Origin of the sequence: Rhodococcus sp. KBW08 (assembly GCF_003852455.1) — a bacterium.
GTDB classification, from domain to species: Bacteria; Actinomycetota; Actinomycetes; order Mycobacteriales; family Mycobacteriaceae; genus Rhodococcus_F; species Rhodococcus_F baikonurensis.
In genome coordinates this window covers 135,852-160,415 of sequence record NZ_QAJJ01000016.1, presented here as the reverse complement: position 1 = coordinate 160,415, position 24,564 = coordinate 135,852, and the positions used below count along the sequence as shown (strand labels likewise).

General features: G+C 64.3%; 22 protein-coding genes and 1 riboswitch. Of the genes, 13 read left to right on the top strand and 9 right to left on the bottom strand.

Annotated elements, in window-relative coordinates; all coding sequences use genetic code 11:
* Positions 1-15: 15 nt before the first annotated feature.
* Genes lnt through DBV08_RS19730 form a run of 3 tightly spaced genes read right to left on the bottom strand, consistent with a single transcriptional unit; the run spans position 16 to position 3,829 of the window.
* Positions 16-1,584, bottom strand: a complete 1,569-nt coding sequence (gene lnt, locus DBV08_RS19740) for an apolipoprotein N-acyltransferase (protein ID WP_124568677.1) — start codon at positions 1,582-1,584, stop codon at positions 16-18.
* Between the two features lie 37 nt (positions 1,585-1,621).
* A complete protein-coding gene (locus DBV08_RS19735) occupies positions 1,622-3,256 on the bottom strand; it encodes an amidohydrolase (protein ID WP_124568577.1) in 1,635 nt (544 codons plus the stop codon).
* A gap of 12 nt (positions 3,257-3,268) precedes the next feature.
* Positions 3,269-3,829 carry an FxsA family protein gene (locus tag DBV08_RS19730; protein WP_124568576.1) on the bottom strand — a complete coding sequence of 187 codons (561 nt, stop codon included), beginning with the start codon at positions 3,827-3,829 and terminating at the stop codon, positions 3,269-3,271.
* A 250-nt stretch (positions 3,830-4,079) separates the two neighbouring features.
* Between DBV08_RS19730 and DBV08_RS19725 the strand changes: the two genes are divergently transcribed.
* Complete coding sequence (locus tag DBV08_RS19725) at positions 4,080-4,739, top strand: hypothetical protein (protein ID WP_095970261.1); 660 nt, start codon at positions 4,080-4,082, stop codon at positions 4,737-4,739.
* 37 nt (positions 4,740-4,776) lie between these two features.
* Here DBV08_RS19725 and DBV08_RS19720 read toward each other — a convergent pair whose 3' ends face one another.
* The gene (locus DBV08_RS19720) at positions 4,777-5,436 is read right to left on the bottom strand and encodes a response regulator transcription factor (protein WP_124568575.1); all 660 of its coding nucleotides are present in this window, start codon (positions 5,434-5,436) and stop codon (positions 4,777-4,779) included.
* 57 nt (positions 5,437-5,493) lie between these two features.
* Positions 5,494-6,657 (bottom strand): sensor histidine kinase, encoded by a 1,164-nt coding sequence (locus tag DBV08_RS19715; protein WP_185564764.1) that lies wholly within the window; start codon positions 6,655-6,657, stop codon positions 5,494-5,496.
* Positions 6,658-6,695: 38 nt separating this feature from the next.
* Between DBV08_RS19715 and DBV08_RS19710 the strand changes: the two genes are divergently transcribed.
* From DBV08_RS19710 to DBV08_RS19695, 4 genes are read left to right on the top strand one after another with little or no spacing between them, the layout of a single operon-like run.
* The gene (locus DBV08_RS19710; RefSeq protein ID WP_095970119.1) at positions 6,696-7,463 is read left to right on the top strand and encodes a TSUP family transporter; all 768 of its coding nucleotides are present in this window, start codon (positions 6,696-6,698) and stop codon (positions 7,461-7,463) included.
* 30 nt (positions 7,464-7,493) lie between these two features.
* On the top strand, positions 7,494-9,014 hold the full coding sequence (locus tag DBV08_RS19705) for a TldD/PmbA family protein (RefSeq protein WP_124568574.1): 1,521 nt from the start codon (positions 7,494-7,496) through the stop codon (positions 9,012-9,014).
* Positions 9,011-10,372, top strand: coding sequence for a metallopeptidase TldD-related protein (locus tag DBV08_RS19700; RefSeq protein WP_124568573.1), 1,362 nt, complete (start codon positions 9,011-9,013; stop codon positions 10,370-10,372). The genes DBV08_RS19705 and DBV08_RS19700 overlap by 4 nt, the downstream gene beginning before the upstream one ends.
* Positions 10,372-11,277, top strand: coding sequence for a TIGR01777 family oxidoreductase (locus DBV08_RS19695; RefSeq protein ID WP_124568572.1), 906 nt, complete (start codon positions 10,372-10,374; stop codon positions 11,275-11,277). The genes DBV08_RS19700 and DBV08_RS19695 overlap by 1 nt, the downstream gene beginning before the upstream one ends.
* Positions 11,278-11,284: 7 nt before the next feature.
* On the opposite strand, the gene DBV08_RS19690 is transcribed toward DBV08_RS19695, so the two are convergent.
* On the bottom strand, positions 11,285-11,665 hold the full coding sequence (locus tag DBV08_RS19690; protein WP_124568571.1) for a PPOX class F420-dependent oxidoreductase: 381 nt from the start codon (positions 11,663-11,665) through the stop codon (positions 11,285-11,287).
* 203 nt (positions 11,666-11,868) lie between these two features.
* On the opposite strand from DBV08_RS19690, the gene DBV08_RS19685 reads away from it, so the two are divergent.
* The gene (locus DBV08_RS19685) at positions 11,869-13,509 is read left to right on the top strand and encodes a GMC oxidoreductase (protein ID WP_124568570.1); all 1,641 of its coding nucleotides are present in this window, start codon (positions 11,869-11,871) and stop codon (positions 13,507-13,509) included.
* A 39-nt stretch (positions 13,510-13,548) separates the two neighbouring features.
* Here DBV08_RS19685 and cobN read toward each other — a convergent pair whose 3' ends face one another.
* Positions 13,549-17,169 (bottom strand): cobaltochelatase subunit CobN, encoded by a 3,621-nt coding sequence (cobN, locus tag DBV08_RS19680; protein ID WP_124568569.1) that lies wholly within the window; start codon positions 17,167-17,169, stop codon positions 13,549-13,551.
* Between the two features lie 63 nt (positions 17,170-17,232).
* Positions 17,233-17,318: riboswitch (cobalamin riboswitch) on the bottom strand.
* Positions 17,319-17,392: 74 nt separating this feature from the next.
* On the opposite strand from cobN, the gene cobG reads away from it, so the two are divergent.
* From cobG to DBV08_RS19645, 7 genes are all read left to right on the top strand, one after another.
* Entirely contained in the window at positions 17,393-18,535 is a 1,143-nt protein-coding gene (gene cobG, locus DBV08_RS19675; protein WP_124568568.1) for a precorrin-3B synthase, read from the top strand.
* 19 nt (positions 18,536-18,554) lie between these two features.
* Positions 18,555-19,181, top strand: a complete 627-nt coding sequence (locus DBV08_RS19670; protein ID WP_007729839.1) for a precorrin-8X methylmutase — start codon at positions 18,555-18,557, stop codon at positions 19,179-19,181.
* Positions 19,178-20,665 carry a precorrin-3B C(17)-methyltransferase gene (gene cobJ / locus DBV08_RS19665; RefSeq protein WP_124568567.1) on the top strand — a complete coding sequence of 496 codons (1,488 nt, stop codon included), beginning with the start codon at positions 19,178-19,180 and terminating at the stop codon, positions 20,663-20,665. The genes DBV08_RS19670 and cobJ overlap by 4 nt, the downstream gene beginning before the upstream one ends.
* 26 nt (positions 20,666-20,691) lie before the next feature.
* On the top strand, positions 20,692-21,051 hold the full coding sequence (locus DBV08_RS19660; protein ID WP_124568566.1) for an HNH endonuclease: 360 nt from the start codon (positions 20,692-20,694) through the stop codon (positions 21,049-21,051).
* Complete coding sequence (locus DBV08_RS19655) at positions 21,048-21,452, top strand: hypothetical protein (RefSeq protein ID WP_124568565.1); 405 nt, start codon at positions 21,048-21,050, stop codon at positions 21,450-21,452. Before DBV08_RS19660 ends, DBV08_RS19655 begins: the two co-directional genes overlap by 4 nt.
* Positions 21,449-21,688, top strand: coding sequence for a PLDc N-terminal domain-containing protein (locus tag DBV08_RS19650; protein WP_020907792.1), 240 nt, complete (start codon positions 21,449-21,451; stop codon positions 21,686-21,688). Before DBV08_RS19655 ends, DBV08_RS19650 begins: the two co-directional genes overlap by 4 nt.
* Positions 21,689-21,765: 77 nt before the next feature.
* Positions 21,766-22,344 (top strand): dihydrofolate reductase family protein, encoded by a 579-nt coding sequence (locus DBV08_RS19645; RefSeq protein ID WP_124568564.1) that lies wholly within the window; start codon positions 21,766-21,768, stop codon positions 22,342-22,344.
* A 245-nt stretch (positions 22,345-22,589) separates the two neighbouring features.
* Here DBV08_RS19645 and DBV08_RS19640 read toward each other — a convergent pair whose 3' ends face one another.
* Together DBV08_RS19640 and DBV08_RS19635 are read right to left on the bottom strand one after the other, a co-directional pair.
* Complete coding sequence (locus DBV08_RS19640; protein ID WP_124568563.1) at positions 22,590-23,285, bottom strand: hypothetical protein; 696 nt, start codon at positions 23,283-23,285, stop codon at positions 22,590-22,592.
* 420 nt (positions 23,286-23,705) lie between these two features.
* Positions 23,706-24,479, bottom strand: a complete 774-nt coding sequence (locus tag DBV08_RS19635; RefSeq protein ID WP_124568562.1) for an alpha/beta hydrolase — start codon at positions 24,477-24,479, stop codon at positions 23,706-23,708.
* Positions 24,480-24,564: the final 85 nt, after the last annotated feature.

Here is a 24,564-nt window from a genome sequence, read left to right as displayed (position 1 = left end):
TATCCGTTGCTCGGCTCAGACTGCCGCAGTCTCCTCGGGTGATTGCTCAGCCTGATCTCGGCGCCGGGCTACCACGGCCATGGCAATCGCGCCGACCGCGATGATGCCGAGCACGATCTCCGGCGCCGGGCCTACTCGAGTGGCGAGAGTGGAGCTGGTCGAGAGTGGCACCTTCGCCACCAGTGCCGCCGGCACGAACAGGTCGGTCTGCGAAGTCACTGCACCATCGGGACCGATGATGGCACTGACACCACTGGTTGCGGCGACAACGACGGCGCGGCCGTGCTCGACTGCACGCACACGAGACATTGCCAGCTGTTGATACGTCATCTCGGTGTCCCCGAAGGTGGCGTTGTTGGTCGGTACCGCCAGCAGTTGCGCACCGTTGCGCACCGATTCCTGGAACGCTCGGTCGAACGCCACCTCGTAGCAGGTCGCGACGCCGATCGGTACACCCGCTGCGTGGACGACACCGTTGCCCTCGCCGGGTACGAAATTACCCGCGCGATCGGCGTACGAGGAGAAGTTCCGGAAGAAGCTTCGGTAGGGCAGGTATTCGCCGAACGGCTGAATGATCTTCTTGTCGTGCTGTTCCTGAGGACCGTTGGCGCCGTCCCACACGATCACCGAATTGGTGGTCGTACGATCGGCATTCACGAGTACGGTGCCGACAAGAATCGGCGCTCCGATGGCTTCGGAGGCTCGGGTGATGTCGGCCGCGGCATCGGCGTTCCGCAGGGGGTCGATGTCCGAGGCGTTCTCCGGCCAGATCACGACGTCAGGCTGATCGACGCGGCCTGCGTCGACCTCGGCAGCAAGTTTCACGGTTTCGGTGACGTGGTTGTCGAGGACCTGCTTGCGTTGCGAATTGAAGTCCAAGCCCAACCGCGGAACGCTTCCCTGAATGGCGGCGACGGTGATCGTTCGGTCTCCGGAATCCATGGTGGACAGGAACGGCGACATCACAAGAGCAACGATCACGGGCACGAGTACGGCGGCAACAGCTCCGAAGAATCCGCGGTCCCATCGTTTGGCCGCGACAGCGACGGCAACTGCTGCCAAGCCGGTACCGGTCAGGGCCACCGCGAAGCTGAGCAGCGGCGCACCGCCGACACTCGCGAGTGGGAGGAGCCACCCTTCGGATTGGCCGAATGCGAGCCTGCCCCAGGGAAATCCACCGAAAGGAACGCTGGAACGAAGCCACTCGGTCAGCGTCCAGGTCGCGGCAATCCACAACGGCGCCCACGGCAATCTCGCCACCAGGACCGCAAGCAACCCGAACAGTCCGATGAACAACGACTCCACGGCAGCCAACGCGATCCACGGGACCGCGCCCACGAACACACCGATCCACGGAAGCAACGGCACCAGGAAACCGAGACCGGCCAGATACCCGTAACCGAATCCGGCACGAAGGCGCAGTCCGCCACGACCGAAGTTCGTCAACACGCATGTCAGAAGAGCGATCCCGACTGGCGCCAGAAACCACAGGGGGCGGGGTGGGAATCCGGCGAAGATCAGGAATCCACCTGCGGCTGCGTACAGCGAACGTAGCCAGGCGGAACCGGTGAGCACCGCATTCACGCGTGAGCGGTCACCGACGGGCGCCTGGGCGCCGGCCTCACTCACTCGTCGAGCCGCGCTGATAGACAACGCGTCCACGATGAACCGACTTGATGCAGACCGGAATCGGCGCATCTTCCGCCAACCTCGGCAGAGCGGGTACTCGCGAGCGCGGATCGGTAGACCATCGCTGAACCGAATCGGCCGGTGCGCTCACTTCGAGTTCGCCTGCCTCCCACAACACGTAGGAGGCCGGTGCGCCCGGATTGAGGGTTCCCGCTGCGCCGTCCCGCACTCCGCCCGCGCGCCAGGCTCCGCGTGTTGCCGCGGAGAAGGCCGCACGCGGCGAGATTCCACTTCCGTCGGTGCGGTGCTGGACAGCGGCGCGCAGCATCGCCCACGGCTCGATGGGGGTGACCGGGGCATCAGAGCTGAATGCGAGTGAGACACCCTTACCGGCAGCGGGTGCGAACGGATTCAACGCTGCTGCGCGGTCGTCTCCCAGGCGTGTGGCGTACAGACCGTCGGTGCCACCCCACAGTGCGTCGAATACCGGTTGGACGCTCGCAATGACGCCCAACGCCGCGAAGGTCTCCGCGTCGGCCATCGACATCATTTCCGCGTGCTCGAGACGGTGACCCAGCGCAGCGAGCTTGGGGCCACCCAGTTCGTCGGCGACCTTGCGGAACGCGGCAGCTGCCGACGAGACGGCGCCGTCACCGATGGCGTGGAACCCGGCCTGGACTCCTGCAAGCGTGCAGGCCCGGATGTGTGCGGCGATCGCGTCGACGTCGAGATAAGCATTACCCGTCGAATCTGGTTGGTCTGCATAGGGTTCGAGCAACCACGCGGTATGCGAACCGAGCGAGCCGTCGATGAAGAGATCCCCGCCGAGTCCGTGCGCTCCGGTTTTGTCGAGGAGTGCCCGAGCATCCGACTCGCTGTCTACGCGCTCACCCCAATAGCCCCGAACCTCCACGCCGTGGTCGTGGGCCAGCAGTTCCTGGAAGTCGGTCAATCCCGAGATGTCCGGTCCTCCGCACTCGTGCACGGCAACGATCCCGCGGGAGGCGCACAGATCGAGCGCCGCGGTGCGGGCAGACGCGCGCTGATCTTCGGTCAGCAGGTTCCGAGCGGCATTGCGCGCGAGGTGGTGTGCGTCGAAGGTCAACGGGCCGTCGGCCGAGTATCCGGCAGTGTCGGCGAGGCCGGAGATCCCGTCGCGCAATGCGCTCGAGCACGCGGCCGAGTGAACATCGATCCGCGAGAGATACACCTTGCGGCCAGGGGCGGCCGCGTCGAGATCTTCGGTCGACGGCGGCGTCTGATCGGCCCACTCGGTGTCGTCCCAACCGTGTCCCCAGATGACTGCGTCGGGATGGGCGGTTTCGGGGTTTGCCGCTGCGAATGTTCGTACTCGCGAGAGGCATTCGTCCAGTGAGTTCGCGCCCACGAGATCCAGACCGACGAGATTGAGGCCCAGTGCAGTGATGTGGACGTGGGTGTCGACGAATCCCGGAGTGACAAACGCACCGCCCAGGTCTTCGACCTCCGCGGCGGGATGCAACGCCCGTCCGGCGCGCTCGTCGCCGACCCACACGACGGTGCCGTCGGTGATGGCGATCGAGGTCGCATCAGGTGCAAATGAACTGTAGATCCGGCCGTTGACCAGCAGACGAGTAGTCACGAGCACCCAGTCTGCCTGTTAGTGCTGCGGCCCCCGCGAACGGGTGGGTGTATCCGTGTCCAGAATCTCACCCTCGAGGACCAGTTCCTTGCCGTTGCTGGCGACGTACTCGGTGGTTTCGGGTGTCTCGACGATGATCTCTCCGTCGATCACCTCGCCGTTTCCGCGCATGCGTGACGCATAGCCGACGGTTCCGGCGAAGGCGTCACCGCCGGCGGCAAATGCTGCTGCACGCTTGCCTGCCAAGAGGACCGCCAGTGGGCGGAGCGCCCAGCGGGTCGGTGGAATCAGAAGGAGAAGTCCCAGAACGGAAGTCACGAGTCCGGGCACGAACATCAAGGCGGAACCCGCAGCCACCAAGGCGCCGTCGGCGACCGCCAGTGACGGCGACCCCTCACCTCGCGTGGCCTTGCGGAAGCCGTCCATGACTCGTCGCCACTGCGAACGCATGAGGATCAATCCGACAAGCGAACCGGCGAGAAACAGCAGCACTGTCCAGGCGACACCGATGGCGTTGCCCACGATGACCAAGGCTGCGATCTCGACGATCACGTAGAGGAGGAATACGGCGGCGATCATGACGTCCCCTTTCAGACGGTCTATTCGTTCAACGCTCGGGGGGCCGGTTTTTCTCCCGACAACGACGCACAGGTGCAAAAACAGTGGGGTGCCGTGAGTCACACGGGCCTCCGTCGCTCACATGCGACTTGCCTGGCGTTAACTAACGCTCCGCTAACGATTCTAAACCTCAAGTTGACGTTGAGACTCTGCGCATGGTCAAGTCACTTCGGGCCGCATTTCCCGGCCTCATGAAATGAAGGAGCCCGACATGAGCCGACTCCCCGGCAAGACACTCGCCCGACGCATTCCCGCTGCCATCGCCGGCACTGCCGCCGTCGTGGCACTCACCGCCGGCAGCGCGATGATCAGCGCGGGAACCGCGGCCGCAGAACCGGTAGTACCCGAAGGGATTGCCGCACTGATCGCGCAGGCCGCAGCCATCTCCCCCGAAGCCTCTGCTGCTGTTCAGCAGTTGATCGGCACGGCAGGCGCTGATCAGATCACGGCCGCCCTCGATCTGCCGGACATCGGCGTCACGAAGCCGCAGTCGTTCATGTACCCCGCGCCGACGGTCGGGTGTGGCGTGGCCGGTGAACCCGTCACCGTCACCCTCAGCTCCGCACAGGCCGGTCCGAACTTCCCGTTGCCGCCGTGGGTCGAGGCCGACCACCTTCGGTTCCAGGCAATCCCGGGTTACGTGGGCATTCCCAAGACCTCAGGGTTGAGTGTCGCCTGGATCAACATCGGCACGTTCAAGGGTGGCATCGTTCCGTTGGACGAGAAGTTGCCGGTACTCGATACGCCGTTGCTCTCGAAGGTTGTAGACACCGGTGACGGCAAGGTGTTTGCCGCCCTGTTCGGCAACGTCGACTACGCGGACGGCAAGACCTGCATCGTGCTGCCCACAGTGGGCGCATTCGATGCCTGAGCAGAGCCAAGCGCTCGCAGCCTGACCGGCGGCCGGCCTACGCGCCCGGAGTCACCAGTCCGGTCTCGTAGGCCAGCACCACCGCCTGCACACGATCACGCAGGTCGAGTTTGGTGAGAATCCGTCCGACGTGCGATTTGATCGTCGATTCGGACAGGTACAGCTGCTGTGCGATCTCGATGTTGGACAGTCCCGTGGCGACGTGTCCGAGGACTTCGCGTTCGCGTTCGGTGAGGACGTCGAGGACCACCGGATCGCGTCGCGGTGCCGGCCCGTCGACGATGAATCTCGACAGCAGCCGACGAGTCACCTTCGGGGAAACAACCGCGTCACCGGCCGCCACGCTGCGGATGGCCGACACCAGATCCTCGGGCGGGGTGTCCTTGAGAAGAAACCCGCTGGCTCCGGCGCGCAGGGCGCCGAGCGCGTGTTCGTCCAGGTCGAACGTCGTCATCACCAGGACCCTGGATTCGATCCCGGACGCGAGAATCTGCTCCGTCGCTTTCACTCCGTCGACAATCGGCATCCGCACGTCCATCAACACGACGTCAGGCTTCAACGCCACCGCCGCGGCGACTGCCGCGGCTCCGTCACCGGCCTCGCCGATGACCGAAATGTCCTTATGTGCTTCGAGCACCATGTTCAGGCCCATCCGCATGAGTTCCTGGTCGTCGACTAGCAGCACGGTGATGGGCACGGCGTAAACCTATCGGGCCAGAGACGTCGGTGCCAACGCGATTGATCCCGGCCGGTATCAATCGTGGATCTCGAGCGGCACCTCTGCGTACACACGCCAACTGCCGTCGGGGCGTCGGCCGGTCTCGAGTGTTCCGTGCAGTACCGCCACCCGCTCACGCATGCCGACCAGTCCGTTGCCCGAGCCGTGCGCGAAGGTCGAACTCGACGTTCCGTTGTCTACGACCTCGAGCAGTACCGCGGTCTCGGTGCGGCGCACGGTGACTCGGGCCTTCGGGTTTGCGCCGGCGTGCCGGAGAACATTGGTCAGCGATTCCTGGACGAGGCGGTGAATGCCCAGGCTGACGGACGGACTGACGTCGTCGAGTTCACCGGTCAGCTCGAGGCGCACGCCGAGCCCCGCGGCACGCATCATCTCGACGACCTTGGCGATACCGGCTGTTCCGTGTTGCGGCATCGCGTCGCTGCTGACCTCGGTGCGCAGAAGGGAGACGGTACGGCGAAGCTCGGCAAGCGCGTCACGTCCGGTGCTGGAGATGTTGCCGAGCGCCTTCTTGGTCAACGCCGGATTGGAATCGACCGCGTACGAGGCGCCATCTGCTTGCACGATCATCACACTGACCGCGTGGGCGACGACGTCGTGGAGTTCGCGGGCGATTCGGGTTCTTTCCGTGGCCACCGCGTCCTCGGCGCGTCGATCCCGTTCGTACTCGGCCACTTCGAGTCTGGCGGCCACTTCCTCGTCGTAGGCGCGGCGCGCGCTCAAGAACTCGGCGGTGATCCAGGCGAGTGCATACAGCAGTGTCGCGATGATGATCGTGAGGATCACGTCTTCGCGGATCACGAGCAACGAGAGAGTCATGTCCAGGGCCAGGAAGCAGGCGAAGATCGCCCCGGTACGTCGATCGACATAGGCAACGAGGGTGTAGAGCGAGACCCCGAGAGCCAGCAGACCTGGATGTTCCGCAGCCGGATCCCCCGTCGCCCACATCACCAGGGTTGCGAAGTACGACATGGACAAGATGGACGCTGCCGAGGTGCGCGGAAACTTGCGGCGCCACACGACCGGCAGACAGATCAGAAACCCGACGACGAGCTGAGGCCATCTCTCCTCGCGGGGCGAGCTGACGAACGTGACAACTTCGAGCGCGAAGAAGACGAGCGCCAGAGCGCTGTCCGCGATCATCGGCTTTCCTCGCAGCCACAGGCTGAACCTCCGCATGTGCTCAAGAGTGTCACAGCTGTGAAAGAGTCACCGCCGTGGATATTGCTGATTGGGGACTGCTGATGACGGCAGCGACGGCGGCGGGTTGGGTGGACGCCGTCGTCGGCGGAGGCGGATTGATTCTGTTGCCCGCACTCTTTCTGGTCGCCCCGCAATTGACCCCGCAAGCGGCGCTGGCCACCAACAAACTCACGGCGTTCACCGGGACAAGTGCCGCGGTGTACACGTTCTCGCGTCGAATCCCGATGGAGTGGCGGCAGATGGCGCCGGCAGCCGCGTTGGCTGCGGTGACGGCCGCGTGCGGAGCGGCTGCCGTTTCACTGATCGACAAGAAGTACTTCATTCCGATCGTGATGGTGGTCCTCGTCGCTGTCGCCGTCTTCGTGACACTGCGTCCGACGCTGGGGACCACGATCGCCACTCATCGTCCGACGCAGCGCAAGACCGTCCTCGTCCTGCTGCTCTCCGCCGGGCTCATCGGCCTCTACGACGGTCTGCTCGGACCCGGTACGGGCACGTTCCTCATCATCAGCTTCGCCACCTTCCTCGGAACCGAATTCGTTCGGAGCGCAGCGATGGCGAAGGTGATCAATCTCGGCTCCAATTTCGGCGCGCTCGCGTACTTCGCCGTCACCGGGCATGTCTGGTGGAGTTTGGGTTTGGCGATGGCGGTGTGCAACGTTCTCGGCGCGGTCATCGGTTCGCGGATGGCGTTGAGCAAGGGATCCGGGTTCGTCCGGATCACGCTGTTGGTTGTCGTGATCGCCATGGTGATTCGCCTCGGATGGCAGCAGTTCGGCTGAGATCGGCGGTCGTCGACTAGCGTCGTGTGCGTGACCGTCACCCGAGATGTCGATGCAGATTTCCTCGCCCTCCCGTTGCGAGCTGTCGCTGATGCGGCGCTGTCGGCGGCGAAAACAGCCGGTGCCCAGCACGCCGATGTTCGTGTCCACCGTGTGCTCACACAGTCGATCCGGTTGCGCGACGGCGTAGTTCAGGCCGTGTCGGACGGAGACGAGATCGGGGTCGCCGTCCGCGTGATCGTCGACGGCACGTGGGGATTCGCCTCGCACGCCGAGGTGTCCCCTGACGTCGCGGCTGCGCTGGCACGCCAAGCGGTCGAGGTCGCGAAGGCATTGCGCTCGCTCAATCGGGATCCGGTCACCCTCGCCGACGAGCCCGTCTACGCCGACGCGACGTGGGTGTCCCCGTATCTCGAAGATCCCTTCGCGGTGCCGACGGCCGACAAGGTAGCCCTGCTGGTCGACTACTCCGGACGGCTTCAAGCCGCTGACGGCGTGGACCACGTCACGGCGAGTGTCCTCCAGGTCAAGGAGCAGACTTACTACGCGGATCTGGCCGGTTCGTCGATCACCCAGCAACGGGTGCGTCTGCACCCCGAACTCGAGGCGACTGCCGTCGACAAGTCTGCCGGCAGCTTCGAATCGATGCGTACCTTGGCGCCGCCGGTAGGGCGCGGATGGGAGTACCTCGGAGCGGAAAGCACGTGGAACTGGGGTGACGAGCTCGCGCAGATCCCGGAGTGGCTGGCCGAGAAGACCAAGGCGCCCACTGTCGATGCAGGTCCGACCGATCTCGTGATCGATCCGACCAATCTGTGGCTCACGATCCACGAATCCGTCGGGCACGCCACCGAATACGACCGCGCAATCGGCTACGAAGCGGCCTACGCCGGTACATCGTTCGCGACGCCGGACAAGCTGGGAACGCTGAAATACGGAACGCCACTCATGCACGTGACCGCCGATCGTAACGAAGCGCACGGCCTGGCCAGCGTCGGATTCGACGACGACGGAGTCGCCTCACAACGGTGGGATCTGGTCGCCGACGGAACACTGGTCGGATATCAACTCGATCGAGTGTTCGCGCCGAGGCTGGGGCTGACGCGTTCCAACGGCTGCTCGTACGCCGACTCCGCACATCACGTTCCCATCCAGCGTATGGCCAACGTCTCGCTCTCCCCCGACCCTTCTACGGACACCTCGACCGCAGACCTGATCTCGCGAGTCGAGAACGGCATCTACGTCGTCGGAGACAAGTCCTGGTCGATCGACATGCAGCGCTACAACTTCCAGTTCACCGGTCAGCGGTTCTTCAAGATCCGCGACGGAAAGCTCGACGGCCAGGTGCGTGACGTGGCATATCAGGCGACGACGACGGACTTCTGGGGCTCGATGGAAGCCGTCGGCGGTGAGTCGACGTGGCGCCTGCAAGGCGCATTCAACTGCGGCAAGGCGCAACCCGGCCAGGTTGCGGCGGTCAGCCACGGCTGCCCGTCCGCTCTGTTCCGCGGAGTCAACATCCTCAACACTCGTTCGGAGGCTCAGCAGTGATCGATCCGCAGCAAGTCGTCGAGCGTGCATTGGCCGCGAGGACGGTAGACGAATCGTTGGTGATCGTGACCGATGCGAGTGAGGCGTCGCTGCGGTGGGCCAACAATTCGATGACCACCAACGGAGTGTCGCTGTCCCGGACGTGGACGGTGATCTCGATCGTGCGCGAGGGAGACATCGCGAAGGTGGGCACTGTCAGTTCCAGCAGTGTCGATCCGGAGCAGATTTCTGCACTCGTGAAAGCAAGCGAACAAGCTGCGCGCACAGCCACTCCCGCCGACGACGCGTCCGACCTGATCACCCAGTCGGCGGCCGAGACCGACTGGGGCCTGCCGCCCGCCCTGACCGACATCGGTGTCTTCGCGCAGTTGGCTGCCGACCTGTCCACGGCCTTCGACGGCGGTGACCAGCTGTTCGGGTTCGCCCACCACCAGATGCACACCACCTGGCTCGGATCTTCGACGGGCGTGCGACGCAGAACTGCTCAAGCGACCGGCTCCGTGGAGATCAACGGTAAGCGCGGCGACGCCAGCGCTTGGGTCGGATCGGGGACCGTCGATTTCAGCGATATCTCGATACCGAACCTGTTGTCGCAATTGACCACTCGACTCGACTGGGCGGGCAATACCGTCAGCCTGCCTGCCGGCCGCTACGAGACGATTCTTCCGCCGTCGGCTGTGGCGGACCTGATGATCTATCTGATGTGGACCATGGAGGGTCGCGGCGCCGAAGAGGGGCACACCGCACTTTCCTCCACAGGCGGCACGCGGATCGGTGAGAAACTGGGTGCCTTGCCACTCACGCTGACCTCCGACCCCGGCGCCGAGGGCTTGCAGTCCGCGCCGTTCGTGATCACGACGTCGTCGAGCGAATCCGTCTCACTGTTCGACAACGGTATAGAGATCGAACCCGTCGACTGGGTCCGAGACGGCGTCGTCAATGCGCTGGCGTACCCACGCCACGCTGCACGAGAATTCGGTCGACCTGTCGCAGTTCCCGGCGAGAATCTCATCCTGACCGGTGGTGACGACACCTCGATCGAGGACATGATCGCAGGTACCGAGAAGGGTCTACTGCTCACAACCCTCTGGTACATCCGTGAGGTGGATCCGACGACGCTGCTGTTGACCGGACTCACCCGTGACGGGGTGTATTTGATCGAGGACGGCAAGATCGTCGGCGCCGTCAACAACTTCCGTTTCAACGAGAGCCCGCTCGATCTGCTGCGGCGGGTCACCGAGGCTGGACGCACCGAGATCACACTCCCGCGCGAGTGGAAAGACTGGTTCACTCGGACAGCGATGCCGCCGATGCGCATTCCCGATTTCCACATGTCCTCGGTCAGTCAGGCGCAGTGATGGCGAAGGTCGTGATCGCCGGTGGCACCGGTGCTCTCGGCCGCCGGATCAGCGACGATCTCGCCGACCGCGGTTATGACGTCGTGGTTCTGACTCGGTCACCGAAACCCGGCAGACACAGGCAGGTTCAGTGGGACGGCGTCACGGTAGGCGACTGGGCAGGAGAACTCGACGGCGCCGCGGTGATCAATCTGGCCGGCGAGTTGGTCGATCGCCGACCCACACCGGCAAACATCGCATTGCTCACCAGTTCCCGAGTCGATCCGACCCGCGCGCTGGTCGAAGCGTCGAAACTACTGGCGAACCCTGTTCCGGTGTGGATCCAGGCGAGCACGCTCGCAATCTACGGCGATGCGGGTGAGAGCCGATTGGACGAGGATTCTCCTCTCGCTGACGGGCCGCCTCAGATGACCGACGTCGCAAAGGACTGGGAGGCATCGGTCGAGGGCGCCAACACGTCACGAGTAGTGATCCTGCGGACCAGCGTCGTCCTGGAAAAAGGCACGCCGGCACTCGAACGACTCCTGTTGCTCGTGCGTCTCGGGCTGGGTGGACGCGTTGCCTCGGGTAGTCAATGGACCAGTTGGATTCACATCGACGACTGGCTGTCGATCGTGCGGTGGGCCCTGGAACCCGATTCAGCTGCCTCGGGCGTGGTCATCGCGACTGCTCCGGATCCCGTCCGAAACTCAGAACTGATGGCCGGGCTGCGCAAGCACCTTCATCGCCCACCTGCGCCGCCGACGCCCGCATTCATGGTCAGAATCGGCGCGTTCCTTTTGCGCAGTGACGCTGCCCTGGGCCTGACGGGTCGTCATGCCGTGTCGAAAGTGTTGGCGGACAACGACTTCTCGTTCACCTATCCGCGGTTCGATTCAGCGTTGGACGATCTGCTCGGCAACTGATGCGCGGTCAGGCTGCAGTGATGGCAAGTCCGATCGTTCCGGTCTTGCCGCGGCGCAGGAGACTGCCTTTCATGGTGATCCAGCCCAGGATTCCGTAGCGACGCGCGATCGCGTCGCGAGCATGATCGGTGCCCGGTCCGTCGAGGATCTCGGCGACGGCGGCAACCGATTCACCCTTCGGATTTCCCCGAGCGTCACACGCAGCCACGGTGACTGACGGGTTTCGCCTGATGCGCTTGACCTTGTAGGAATCTGTGACGGTCCACATCAGGAGCTTGTCGCCGTCCGGTGCGGCCCAGAGCGGAGTCGCCACCGGCGTTCCGTCCTTGCGAAAGGTCGTGAGTAGGACGTATTTGGCCTCGGAGACACGCTTGAAGTCGGGGTTCACTCCTCGAGGATAGGTGTGAGTGCCTCCCGCTGAACACAGACCGACTTCCGCGACTATCTGGCGACCGCTCAACCTCGGCTGAAACATGCCACTTATGCACGATTTATCCGGTTTTCTGAGGCATTGAAGACGCCGTTTCGTCCACAAACTCCACCTCCAGTTATTCTAAGGCAAATCGCCGAACTGGGGAGTCGAACAAACACATGCAGCGTCGTGACTTTTTCAAAGCGGCCGGGATGGGCGCAGCCGTTGCAGCCGCGACACCGCTCATGTCGACCTCGATCAGCCACGCCGCCCCCGCACCTCTGCGTGAGCTACCGATGGGTGCCGATCACTACCGCGCACTCGTCCCCGAGTTGTTCGCACCCTCGCCTACTCCCCCGGAGCATTCCGAGGCCATAGTCGTCGGTTCAGGTTTCGGCGCCAGCGCCACCGCTCTCCGGTTGGCGCAGAGCAGCACGCAGGTCACGATCCTCGAGCGCGGGCTTCGCTGGCCGCACGATCCGCAGCGGGAGATTCACACCTCCGACATGCTGGCCGACGGCCGCGGAGTGTTCCGGCGAACATCGTTCACCAACCTCACCGGGCTTCCCGTGGTGTGCGACTACTTCAGCGGCGTCCTCGATGCCACCGACTACGAACACATCTCGGTCTGGCGCGGCGCTGCCGTCGGCGGTGGTTCCATCATCTTCACCGGCGTGATGATTGCGCCCGAGCGCCGATTCTTCGAAGCAGTCTTCGGCAATTCCCTCGACTACGACGAGATGGCGTCCACCTGGTACCCCAAGGTGCGCCAGATGCTGCGTCTGAGCCCGTTGCCCGAAGACATCTACCAAACCCCGAACTTCGGCCACTCCCGTCGTTGGGACCAGGACGCTCGTCGTGCCGGATTCGATCCGCAACGCATCGACGGGATCTGGAACTGGGACGTGGTGCGCTCAGAACTCGACGGCCGAACCCGAGCCTCGGCCACCGTCGGGGACAGCAACATGGGTAACTCCAACGGCGCGAAGTTCGACCTCACGCAGAACTACATTCCCGCCGCCGAAGCCACCGGACGAGCCACCGTCTGTTACGGACATCAGGTGCTCGCGATCAGTCGCGAACGTGATGGACGCTACGTCGTCGACGTCGAATCGACGGATCCGACGGGTGGCGTTCTGGCCCGGAAGACTCTTACCTGTGACCGTCTGTTCCTCGGCGCCGGTTCGATCGGCACCTCCGAACTGCTGGTACGCGCCCAGGCGACGGGCGCGCTGCCGAACCTCAACGAACACGTCGGTAAGGGCTGGGGAACGAACGGCGACGCCGGGATGGTGCGCTCGTTCGGCTTCAGTGACGGCACTGCGCAAGCCGCACCGTCGGCATCACGCATCGTCGACGAGTCGGGAATGCCACTCTCCCTGGAAAACTGGTACGTCCCCGGGCTACCCGTCAACATCGGCATGCTCGGAACCTTGGGTATGACCCTCGATTCGCAGCGCGCCGACTTCGCCTATGACGGCGGCTCCGATCGGGTGGTGCTGAACTGGCCGAAGAACGGCAACGACGCCACCGTCGAGGCCCTGCGCGCCGTCCAGAACAAGATGGCCTTCGCCGGCACCACGCTGCCGTCCGCCCTGCCGTTCGCGAAAGACGTCAATTCCTCGTTCACCGCGCATCCCCTCGGCGGTGCGGTTCTGGGCAAGGCCACTGACGGCTACGGGCGAGTCAAGGGCTACGACGGCCTGTACGTGATGGACGGCGCGGCCATTCCGGGCAGCACCGGCACCGTCAATCCCTCACTGACCATCACTGCTCTGGCGGAGCGGAACATCGCTCAGATCATCAAGTCCGGACGCTGAAACACTTCAGCGCCCGGACCTGCCGGTAATGCTCGAGGTTTACTCCCCCTCGAGTTCGCCTTCGGTTTCGAGGTACACCTGACGCAAGCCGTCGAGTGTCTTCTGCTCGGGGTGCTCCCACATGTTGCGCTCGGCGGCTTCGAGGAGCCGCTCGGCGATTCCGTGTAGCGCCCACGGATTGGATTGCGTCATGAACTTCTGGTTCTGCTCGTCCAGAACGTAGGTCTCGGCGAGCTTTTCGTACATCCAGTCCGCGACCACGTTGGTGGTGGCGTCGTACCCGAAGAGGTAGTCGACGGTGGCTGCCATCTCGAATGCACCCTTGTACCCATGACGGCGCATCGCGTCGAGCCAGCGGGGATTGACCACGCGCGCGCGGAAAACACGCGCGGTCTCTTCCGAAAGTGTGCGTGTGCGAACCGATTCCGGCCGAGTGCTGTCGCCGATATATGCCTCGGGCGACTTTCCGGTCAGCGCGCGCACGGTGGCAACCATGCCGCCGTGGTACTGGAAGTAGTCGTCCGAATCGGCGATGTCGTGCTCACGCGTGTCGGTGTTCTTGGCCGCCACGTTGATTCGACGGTATGCACTGCGCATGTCGTCGGCTGCCGGGATTCCGTCGAGCCCACGTCCGTACGCGAAGCCGCCCCAGTTGGTGTAGACCTCGGCGAGGTCGTCGTCACCGCGCCAGGTCTTGGAGTCGATGAGTTGCAGCAGGCCGGCGCCGTAGGTTCCGGGTTTCGAACCGAAGATACGGGTGGTCGCACGCCTGGCGTCGCCGTGCTCGGCCAGGTCGGCCTGTGCGTGGGCGCGCACGTAGTTCTGCTCGTCCGTCTCGTCCAGTGCCGCGACCAGTTGAACGGCGTCGTCGAGCAATGCGAGCACATGCGGGAATGCGTCACGGAAGAATCCGGAGATGCGGACGGTGACGTCGATGCGCGGGCGGCCGAGTTCTTCGAGATCGATGACTTCGAGGTTGACGACGCGTCGGCTTGCCTCGTCCCAGACGGGGCGAACACCGAGGAGCGCAAACACTTCGGCGATGTCGTCGCCGGAGGTACGCATGGCGGCGGTTCCCCACACCGACAGCCCCACCGAGCGCGGGTACTCGCCGTGATCGGCGAGATAGCGAGCGGCGAGCGACTCGGCCATCGCCTGACCGGTCTCCCACGCCAGGCGTGAAGGAACTGCCTTGGGGTCGACGGAGTAGAAGTTACGACCGGTGGGAAGAACGTTGATCAGGCCGCGCAGCGGTGACCCGCTCGGGCCGGCGGCGATGAATCCGCCGTCGAGCGCGTGCAGGACCTGCTTGATCTCGTTGTCCGTCTGCCGCAGACGCGGAACCACTTCGGTTGCGGCGAACTGCAGGATCTTCACGACGGTCTCGTCGTCGCTGAGGTCCTCGGCGGCAGCGGGGTTCCAGTCGGCCTCGTACATGCCGCGAACCAGAGCGTGCGCCTTTCCCTCGACGTCGTCGACACGGCTTCGGGACTCGTCGCCGTCTTCGCTGAGCCCGAGAGCCTCACGCAGACCAGGGACGCTCTGTTCGCCGCCCCACATCTGACGGGCACGGAGCATGGCGAGAACCAGTTCGATTTCGGCGTCGCCCTCGGGCGCGCGGCCGAGAATGTGCAAACCGTCGCGGATCTGGACGTCCTTGATTTCGCACAGCCAACCGTCGACGTGCAGGAGCATGTCGTCGAACACGTCTTCTTCGGGCCGCTCGGCGAGGCCGAGGTCGTGGTCCATCTTGGCCGCCCGCATCAGCGTCCAGATCTGCTGGCGAATGGCCGGGAGCTTGGACGGGTCGAGTGCGGAGATGTTGGAGTGTTCGTCGAGCAGCTGCTCGAGGCGGGAGATGTCGCCGTAACTTTCGGCGCGGGCCATCGGCGGGATCAGGTGATCGACGAGCGTCGCGTGAGCACGCCGCTTTGCCTGTGTTCCCTCGCCCGGGTCGTTGACCAGGAACGGGTAAATCAGCGGCAGGTCGCCGAGCGCTGCGTCGGTGCCGCAGTTGCTGGACATGCCGAGCGTCTTGCCCGGCAACCACTCGAGGTTGCCGTGCTTACCGAGGTGAACGACGGCGTCGGCGCCGAATCCGCCGTTGTCCGGTGTCGCGGCGATCCAGCGGTATGCCGCGAGGTAATGATGGCTCGGCGGCAGATCCGGGTCGTGGTAGATCGCGACGGGCTTCTCACCGAATCCGCGGGGCGGCTGGACCATGAGGACGATGTTGTTGAATCGCAGTGCCGCGATGACGATTTCGCCGTCCGGATCCTGCGATCGGTCGACGTACAGCTCGCCGGGCGCTGCGCCCCAGTGTTCCTCGACCCCACTGCGCAGTTCTTGGGGCAACGTGGCGAACCATTCGCGATATTTTGCTGCGGAGATTCGGATCGGATTGCCCTCGAGCTGCTCGGCGGTGAGCCAGTCGGGATCCTGGCCACCGGCCGCGATCAGGGCGTGGATCAGCGCGTCGCCGTCCTTCGCCGCCAGGCCGGGTACTGCGTCAGGACCGTCGACGGGTCCGAGGTCGTAACCGGCAGAACGCATTTCAGTGAGAAGGTCGATTGCGCTCGCCGGAGTATCGAGGCCGACGGCGTTGCCGATACGAGCGTGCTTGGTCGGGTAGGCCGAGAGCATGAGTGCAACGCGACGCTCGGTGGTGGGAATGTGGCGCAGCTTGCCATGGCGGACTGCGATACCGGCGACACGGGCAGCGCGCTCGACGTCGGGGACGTACGTGGACAATCCGTCGGAGTCGATTTCCTTGAAGGAGAACGGGACGGTGATGATGCGACCGTCGAATTCCGGCACCGCCACCTGCGTCGCGACGTCGAGAGGCGACAGTCCGTCGTCGTTCTCGTCCCAGGTGGCGCGGCTACTGGTCAGGCACAGGCCCTGCAGGATCGGGACGTCGAGTGCAGCGAGTGCAGCGACGTCCCAGGCTTCGTCGTCGCCACCGGCGGAAGCGGTCGCGGGCTTGGTGCCGCCGGCAGCAAGAACTGTGACGACCATGGCGTCGGCGCGGCGGAGTGTGCTCAGAAGTTCGGCTTCTGCGGTTCGCAGAGATGCGCAGTAGATCGGGAGCGCGGTGCCTCCGGCCTCGGCGACGGCGTCGCACAACGCCTGGATGTACCGGGTGTTTCCGGCCAGATGCTGGGCGCGGTAGTACAGAACTGCGATGACGGGACCGGTCGCCGAGTCGAGGTCGGGCGCGAAATCAGCGATTCCCCAGGAAGGCAGGTGAGCCGGCGGCTCGAAACCGTGGCCGGTGAGCAGAACGGTGTCGGAGAGGAAGTGGTGCAGCTGTGCCAGATTCTGCGCGCCACCCTCGGCCAGGTAATTGTGGGCCTCGGCAGCAACGCCGGCGGAGACCGTCGAGCACTCCATGAGGTCGGCGTCCGGCGCGTGCTCACCACCGAGGACGACTACGGGGAGTCCGGAGGCGAGGACCATGTCCAAGCCGTCTTCCCAGCTGCGACGGCTGCCGAGGATACGAACGATCACGAGGTCGACGCCGTCGAGCAAAGGCGGCAAGTCTTCCGAGACCAACAAGCGTGAGGGGTTGGCCCAGCGGTAGGAAACTCCGTCGCCGGCTTCCTGGCTGGCGCGGGCGCTCAGCAGATCGGTGTCGGACGTGGAGAGCAGAAGAATCACGGGTGAAGCCTTCCTGGGGTTTCGCGCCCCGTGGCACAGATCTGTCATCGACGGCGGTTGAGGGTCTGACTCGTGTTTCCGAGCGGAAACGCGTCCCGCTCGAGCAACACTCACAGTGGCGCGACCGCACCGGACTTTCACCGGTTTCCTCAACTGCCGTCACTGGTGGTGGTGATGCTACCGGTCCGCAGAAGGCACTCATGACAGGTCGTACCCTGGAGCCATGCCCACGGACCGTTCACAGCCAGACGCGTGCCCGGGTGCACTGCAAGTTCACCACGCCGCCGACGGCGCACTGGCACGCGTGCGCCTACCCGGCGGACTCCTCACCCCCGCCCAATTGCAGACGCTCGCCGACGCAGCGCGCGATCTGGGCAACGGCCAGATGGAACTCACCTCGAGGGGCAACGTCCAACTGCGCTCGGTCTCGGACCCCGAAGCCTTCGCAGCGCGAATCGCGTCGGCCGGTCTGCTGCCGTCCGCGACGCACGAGCGAGTGCGCAACATCCTCGCGTCCCCACTGTCCGGCCGTATCTGGGGCGTCGCCGATATTCGTGAACTGGTCCACCGGCTCGATTCCGCCATCCAAGCGGATCAGGCATTGGCGGACCTGCCCGGGCGAACGCTGTTCACCCTTGACGACGGGCGCGGAGACATCACCGGGCTACGGGGCGATTTCGGACTCCACGCGCGCAGTGCCACCGAACATTCACTGGTGCTCGCGGGTCACCACACCACTCACCTCGTACAGGCGGACGACGCCGTCGAATTGCTCATCGAGGCGGCTCGATCGTTCCTCGACGTCCGCGACAAGCATTGGCGCCTGGCCGAGGTTCCGGACGGAATCGAGCGCACTCTCGAGCAGTTGGGTCTGAGCGCCGAGTCCACCGGTGCGGCAGATCTCACGGCGGATGCACGGCCCACCATCGGTTGGATCGAGCAGCGAGACGGAACGGTCGCCCTGGGCGGCGGCCTGCGATTCGGGCTGCTCGACGCTCGGCTGGCCGAGTTCCTCGCCGCCGTCGACAAACCCGTCGTCGTGACGCCGTGGCGATCGGTGCATATCTTCGACCTCGACGAATGGGCTGCCGAGCAGGTAGTCCGGGTGTTGGCGCCGATGGGGTTGATCTTCGACGAGAACTCACCGTGGCTCGACGTCACCGCGTGCACCGGAAGCCCGGGATGCGAGAAGTCGCTCGCCGATGTGCGCACCGACGCCATCACCGCGGTAGAGCAGGCAGAACTGCCCGTCGTCGGGCGCCAGCACTGGGCCGGGTGCGACCGCAGCTGCGGACGTCCCCGCGGGGACGTAGCGGATGTGATTGCGACGGGTGACGGTTACCGGGTGAATCCGGCCGATCGGTGATGCCTCTATCGTGTGGCACATGATCGAGTACATCCGTGACGGCGCGGAAATCTATCGCCAGTCCTTTGCCACCATTCGGGCCGAAGCCGACCTGAGCCGTTTCCCGGCGGATGTCTCGCAAGCTGTAGTGCGCATGATTCATGCAAGCGGCCAGGTCGATCTCGTCGACGACGTCGCCTTCACACCCGGTGTCGTCTCGGCTGCGCGTGCCGCTCTGCGCGACGGCGCGCCGATTTTCTGCGACGCTCAGATGGTGGCTGCCGGCATCACGCGCAAGCGTCTGCCCGCCGGCAACGACGTCATCTGCACCCTCGGAGATCCGCGGGTTCCCGTGCTGGCGTCGACCATCGACAACACTCGCTCGGCGGCTGCTCTCGAACTGTGGGGAGCCAAGCTCGAGGGCGCTGTTGTCGCAATCGGAAACGCACCCACCGCACTGTTTCATCTCCTGAACCTCATCGAAGCCGGCGCGCCCCGTCCGGCCGCCATCGTCGGAGGTCCGGTCGGCTTCATCGGTGCTGCCGAGTCGAAGGAAGCCCTCATCGAACACGCCAGCGGGATCGATCATCTCGTGCTCCGCGGCCGACGCGGTGGCAGCGCGATCACTGCGGCCGTCGTCAACGCGATTGCGAGCGAAGTCGAATGAGCGCAGGCAAGCTCTGGGGTGTCGGTATCGGCCCCGGCGATCCCGAATTGGTGACCGTCAAGGCCGCCCGCGTCATCGGCGAGGCCGATGTGATCGCATTCCACTCCGCGCGGCACGGCAAGAGCATCTCCCGCGCAGTTGCAGCGCCGTACATGCGCGACGGCCAGATCGAAGAACACCTCGTCTACCCCGTCACCACCGAGACCGTCGATCATCCCGGTGGATACCAGGGCGCGATGGACGAATTCTACGAAGCAGCTGCCGAGCGATTGGCAGCTCACCTCACGGCCGGTCGAACCGTCGCGCTGCTCGCCGCCGGCGATCCGCTCTTCTACAGCTCCTACATGCACATGCACAAGAGGCTGGCCGATCGCTTCGACGCCGAAGTGATTCCCGGCGTCACCTCCGTCAGCGCGGCGTCTGCTGCCCTTGGAAAACCGCTGGTCGAGGGTGAAGAAATCCTCACGATCCTGCCCGGAACATTGCCGCAGGCCGAGCTGACCAGGCGGCTCAAGGAAACCGACGCCGCAGCCATTCTCAAGCTCGGACGCACGTTCCCGCCGGTCCTGCAATCGCTCGAGGATTCCGGCCGCCTGGGCGAAGCGCACTACGTCGAACGCGCGAGCACCACACGTCAACGCGTCGAATCCGCTGCCGAGGTCGACCCGGACGGAGTTCCGTACTTCTCGATCGCCATCGTTCCGAGCCCGTCGAACAACCCTCGACCTGCAACCGAGTCGCGCGGCGAGGTGGTCGTGGTCGGACTCGGACCGGGCGACACCGCGTGGACCACACCCGAAGTGGCGCATGAACTTTCGTTGGCCACCGACCTCGTCGGCTACGGCCCCTACGTCGATCGAGTTCCGACGCGTCCAGGCCAGCGGCGCCATTCCAGCGACAACCGCGTCGAAGCGGAACGCGCCGCGATGGCGTTGGACCTGGCGAAGAACGGCGCCCGTGTAGCTGTCGTCTCGTCGGGAGATCCCGGCGTATTCGCCATGGCTGCAGCAGTTCTCGAAGTTGCCGCCGAAGACCAGTGGCGTGGCGTGCCGGTCCGCATCCTTCCCGGCATGACGGCGGCAAACGCTGTCGCCAGTCGCGTCGGCGCTCCCCTCGGGCACGACTACGCGGTGCTCTCGCTGTCTGATCGCCTCAAGCCGTGGGATGTCGTCGCGCGCCGTATCTCGGCAGTTGCAGCCGCGGACATGGCGTTTGCGGTCTACAACCCGGCGTCCAAGTCCCGGACGTGGCAGGTCCAGGCCATGAAGGACCTCGTACTCGAGCACCGCTCCCCCGAGACTCCTGTTGTCATCGGGCGCGATGTTGCCGGCGCCGAGGAATCCGTTCGCGTCGTGACCCTCGGTGAGCTCGAGCCTTCCGAGATCGACATGCGGACTCTGCTGATCGTCGGCTCCTCGATGACAACCGTCGTCGAAACCGGTTCGGGCCGTCAGGTGTTCACCCCGCGGCGCTACCCGGAGTGACATCCACGCAGCGATAGCATGGCGTCATGCCCGTCAACCGGACCCGGAAAGCCAGATACGCGCGCAAGCGCAAACGCCGAATGGATCTGGTGGAGCACGACCTGTCCGCCGAGCAATGGTCCGCGCTCAAAGCCGCCTGGGGTGGATGCGCGTACTGCGGTGAGCCGGACGGGTCGCCGCAACGTGACTGCGTGCTGGCGATCTCCCGCGGTGGGCGCTACACCCTCGACAACATCGCACCGGCATGCCGCTCGTGCAATGCGAGCAAATGCAACAGCGAGGTCACTCTCTGGTTGCGGCGCAAGGGGTATGACGAGAAGGCCTTCCTCCTGCGCCACGCGGAGATCGGCATCGAGATGAGGGCTCAGTTCTCGGAGCAGTCGTGACGACCCCGGACGAGTTACGCCCGATACTCGACGAGTTGATGGAGTTCGAACCTCTGTTTCACCGAACGCGAGTAGCAATGTCACGAGACGAGTTCGGTGCGGTCGTCGACCCGGGGTTCCGCGAAATCGGCGCCTCGGGTGCGCGATACACCCGCGACTACGTGCAATCGGTAGTCGAGAGCCGGCGACTCCTCGGCGAAGTGAACGACGCGGCCGAACTCGGGTGGACAGTTGACCGGCCTGCGCTGAACCGAATCGCTCCTGACGTGTATCTGGTGACGTATCGGCTGGCCCAGGCGCATCGGGTTACCGAGCGATCATCTATCTGGCGGTTCACGGAGAATCGATGGAGTGTGCTGTTTCATCAAGGAACAGTCGTGGAAAGTGGCCTGGAAGCGTGAACGAATCGATCCACAACCCCACCATTCCGCTTTGGGTGGACATCACCTTCACCGTCTTCGTTCTTGCCTGGATCTTCATCACGATTAGCGCGCTCGTGGCGATCGTGCGCACCGACTTCGACCGCTCGGGCGGCAAATTCTGGTGGTCGGCACTGGTGATCGCGGTGCCTGTACTCGGTGCGCTCGTCTGGTTGTTGTTCGGACGACCCCCGCGTGACTCCAGGTCCCGAACCTGATCTACACCGACGGTCCGGCAGTAGTCTGAGTACGGTCCGGTGCTGTCACTCTGCTCGTATCAGGGGAGAACAACGAGATGAGACTACTTCGATACTCGATCAACGTCACCCTCGACGGCTGCTGTCATCACGAGGCGGGGCTACCACCCGACAAGGATTCGATGCGCTACTGGACCGCTCAGATTGAACGAGCAGATGCCTTGCTGTTCGGCCGTGTGACCTACGAGATGATGGAGTCGGCGTGGCGGCGTCCCGCAACGGATGCGTGGCCTGACTGGATGGACGAGTGGGAGATCCCGTTCGCCGATGCCATGGACCGGGCGAAGAAGTACGTCGTGTCGAACACAGTGAGCGGGGTCGATTGGAATGCCGAACTCGTGCGAGGCGACTTGGGGCCAGCGATTCAACGGCTCAAGGAGCAGCCCGGCGAAGGCCTGTGGGTTGGCGGCGTAACACTCCCCCTGGCATTGGCAGACCTTGGACTGATCGACGAGTACGAGTTCGTTGTGCAACCGGTCCTCGCCGGACACGGACCGACGTTGCTCGCGGGCCTGCGCGAGCGCATCCGACTCGAGCTCGTCGATCGCCACGAGTTCCAGTCGGGCGCAGTCGCCGTGCGATATCGGCCTGCGCGAGGACCGGCTAGACATGACTGACTAATGCGAACATTCCGCTCCCACCACCGGAATCAAGTGGTGAGGCATCGCGGCGTCGACCTTGGTCGTGTTGGAGGTTTGTGGTGGAGAAAGACCAACGCAGTCACCGCGACTGCGTTGGTGCAGTCCAGCATCGAACCTGTCCGCGCACCTGACTACTCGTCGAGCCGCTATTTCATCAGCAACGTGACGTCCCCGATGACGTATCTGCGGGCTGCGAATGACCTCGCACTGGTGACCGTCTCTCAGGACAACTGCGGTAGCTGGAGTTCGATAGTCGTTGAAGTCAGATCGAATTCGGGATATGCCACGGTGATCCACAATGGCCCCAGAGGGGGTGGGCTGAGGAAGTATTCGCCGCCAGTGGTGATGCCGTACAGGTTCTCGGCGATACCACGCCACGAACGGCCACCATGCAACCACGGCTCGTTCGGGTCGTCGGGGTAGTCACCGGGGTGGGTCGAGTTCGCGAGAATCGGCCCGGTGATGGTGTCGACAATGAGTCGAATTCTGTGCGGTTCACCGGGTTTGATCCGGGATCCGAAATTCATCTGTTCATTGCTCGGCTGGTTCAGGGATGGCATCTGTTCGACTGTTGTTTCGTGGGCCACGACATGAAAAGCCAGCCCGGTGCGAAACAATCGCAGGCTTTTCAATCGGAGATCGATGGCTGAGTTGGTCTTGAACGGCAGAGCTATGTCGAATGACACGCGGAGTTCGGAATCGCCCCGAGGGATCCTTCGGTAGTCGGGGAGATCGCGGCTACGAATCAGTTGTTCGGTGCGGGATCGTTCAGGACGGTTCAGAGCGTCAAGTTGCGTTGCCAGTCTCGGATCCGGGATGTCGTCGCCGGCGAGCCGAAGAACCTGTCCGCTGCGCAGTAAATGCGCATCCCACCGCGGAGTGGACCGTACGTAGGCGAAATTGATGCGTTCCGACATTCGTAATCCTCTCGGTACCCGGATCCGCTCCAGATCGGTCCCGTCCCTGGACTATCTGCACGCTACGATACCGCCCGTCGAGCTAAGCGGTCGCTGGAACTTCCGAAGCCGCACATCAGCCGTTCAAAGCGCCGGTCTTCGAACCGGATCCGAGGTAACTCAGGTTTTGATTGCTTCCATATCTTCACCGCTCGTGGATCTGTTCAAATCACTGCCTCTGTCGAGCCGTTTGTGGGCTGCGGGAATGCGAAGTTGCGTAAGTTCATCGATAGCTGACCGCGGCGGTGATCTGCTGCGGCCTCACTGATTTGGCCAGTTCTCTCCCAGTTGGTCAGCGCGTCGTGGGGTCCGACCTGGCGCGCACCATTGGTCGACATCGTATCGGCGCCCGGCGGCGCCGGACGCCGATACGTGTTCACGTCAGCTCACGGCGCTCCCGCCGAGGTGGCGGGCGAAGAACCGAGCCGAACTGTCGCGCTCGTAGTCGGGCACCGGATAGTGCCTGCCCGAGTAGGCGTGCAGCGTCTTCTCCTTCGATCCGAAGGCATCGAACAACGCCACCCCTGACGTGCGGTCGTAATCCTTGTCGTCCCAAGGGATCCGATACTCGACCGGGACCGTGAGCTTTCGCGCTTCCTCGAGGAGGGAGTCGTCGACAAAAACTCCGCCGAAGCTCACGGCAGCGATCCTGGATTCGACAGGGGCCAACATCAGCCCGGTAACGACCCCTAGCGACACGCCGCCGAAGCCGATCGGAGCGTCGGCGTCGATCTCGGGCAGCGCTTGCAGGGCGTCCAGGGCGGCCTGCCATTCCGGCACTGCACGCTCCGCCAGCGACCGGCTGTACTCGACGACGATCGGGGCGATCGGCTCGTGGGCCGCCCGGGCCTGGTGGATCGCCTCGACCCACTGTTCGTCCTGGGCGTTCCGCGGCCGGTCGCCATGTCCGGGCGCATCGATTGCAGCGACCGTGAACCCGTGGGAGCTCACGCTGTGGAGCGCGCTCGCAACCAGTCCCGGTGCTTTCTTGTGCATGCCGCCGGAGTGCCCGGACAGCAGAAGTGGTGATCCGACGGATCCGGATGCGGGTGACCAGAGGACACCGGTGATGTCGTCTACAACGAAATGCCGTTCGACGACACCGTTCGATGTTGTCTCGGAAGTGAATTCGATGGTCTGAGAATGAGATTGCATGGTGCTACCTTTCGGGATTGCCTAGTCGAGGCGCTCCCGGCGACACCTACGTCAATCGCCGATCCGTGAACACGAGTGGGAGCAC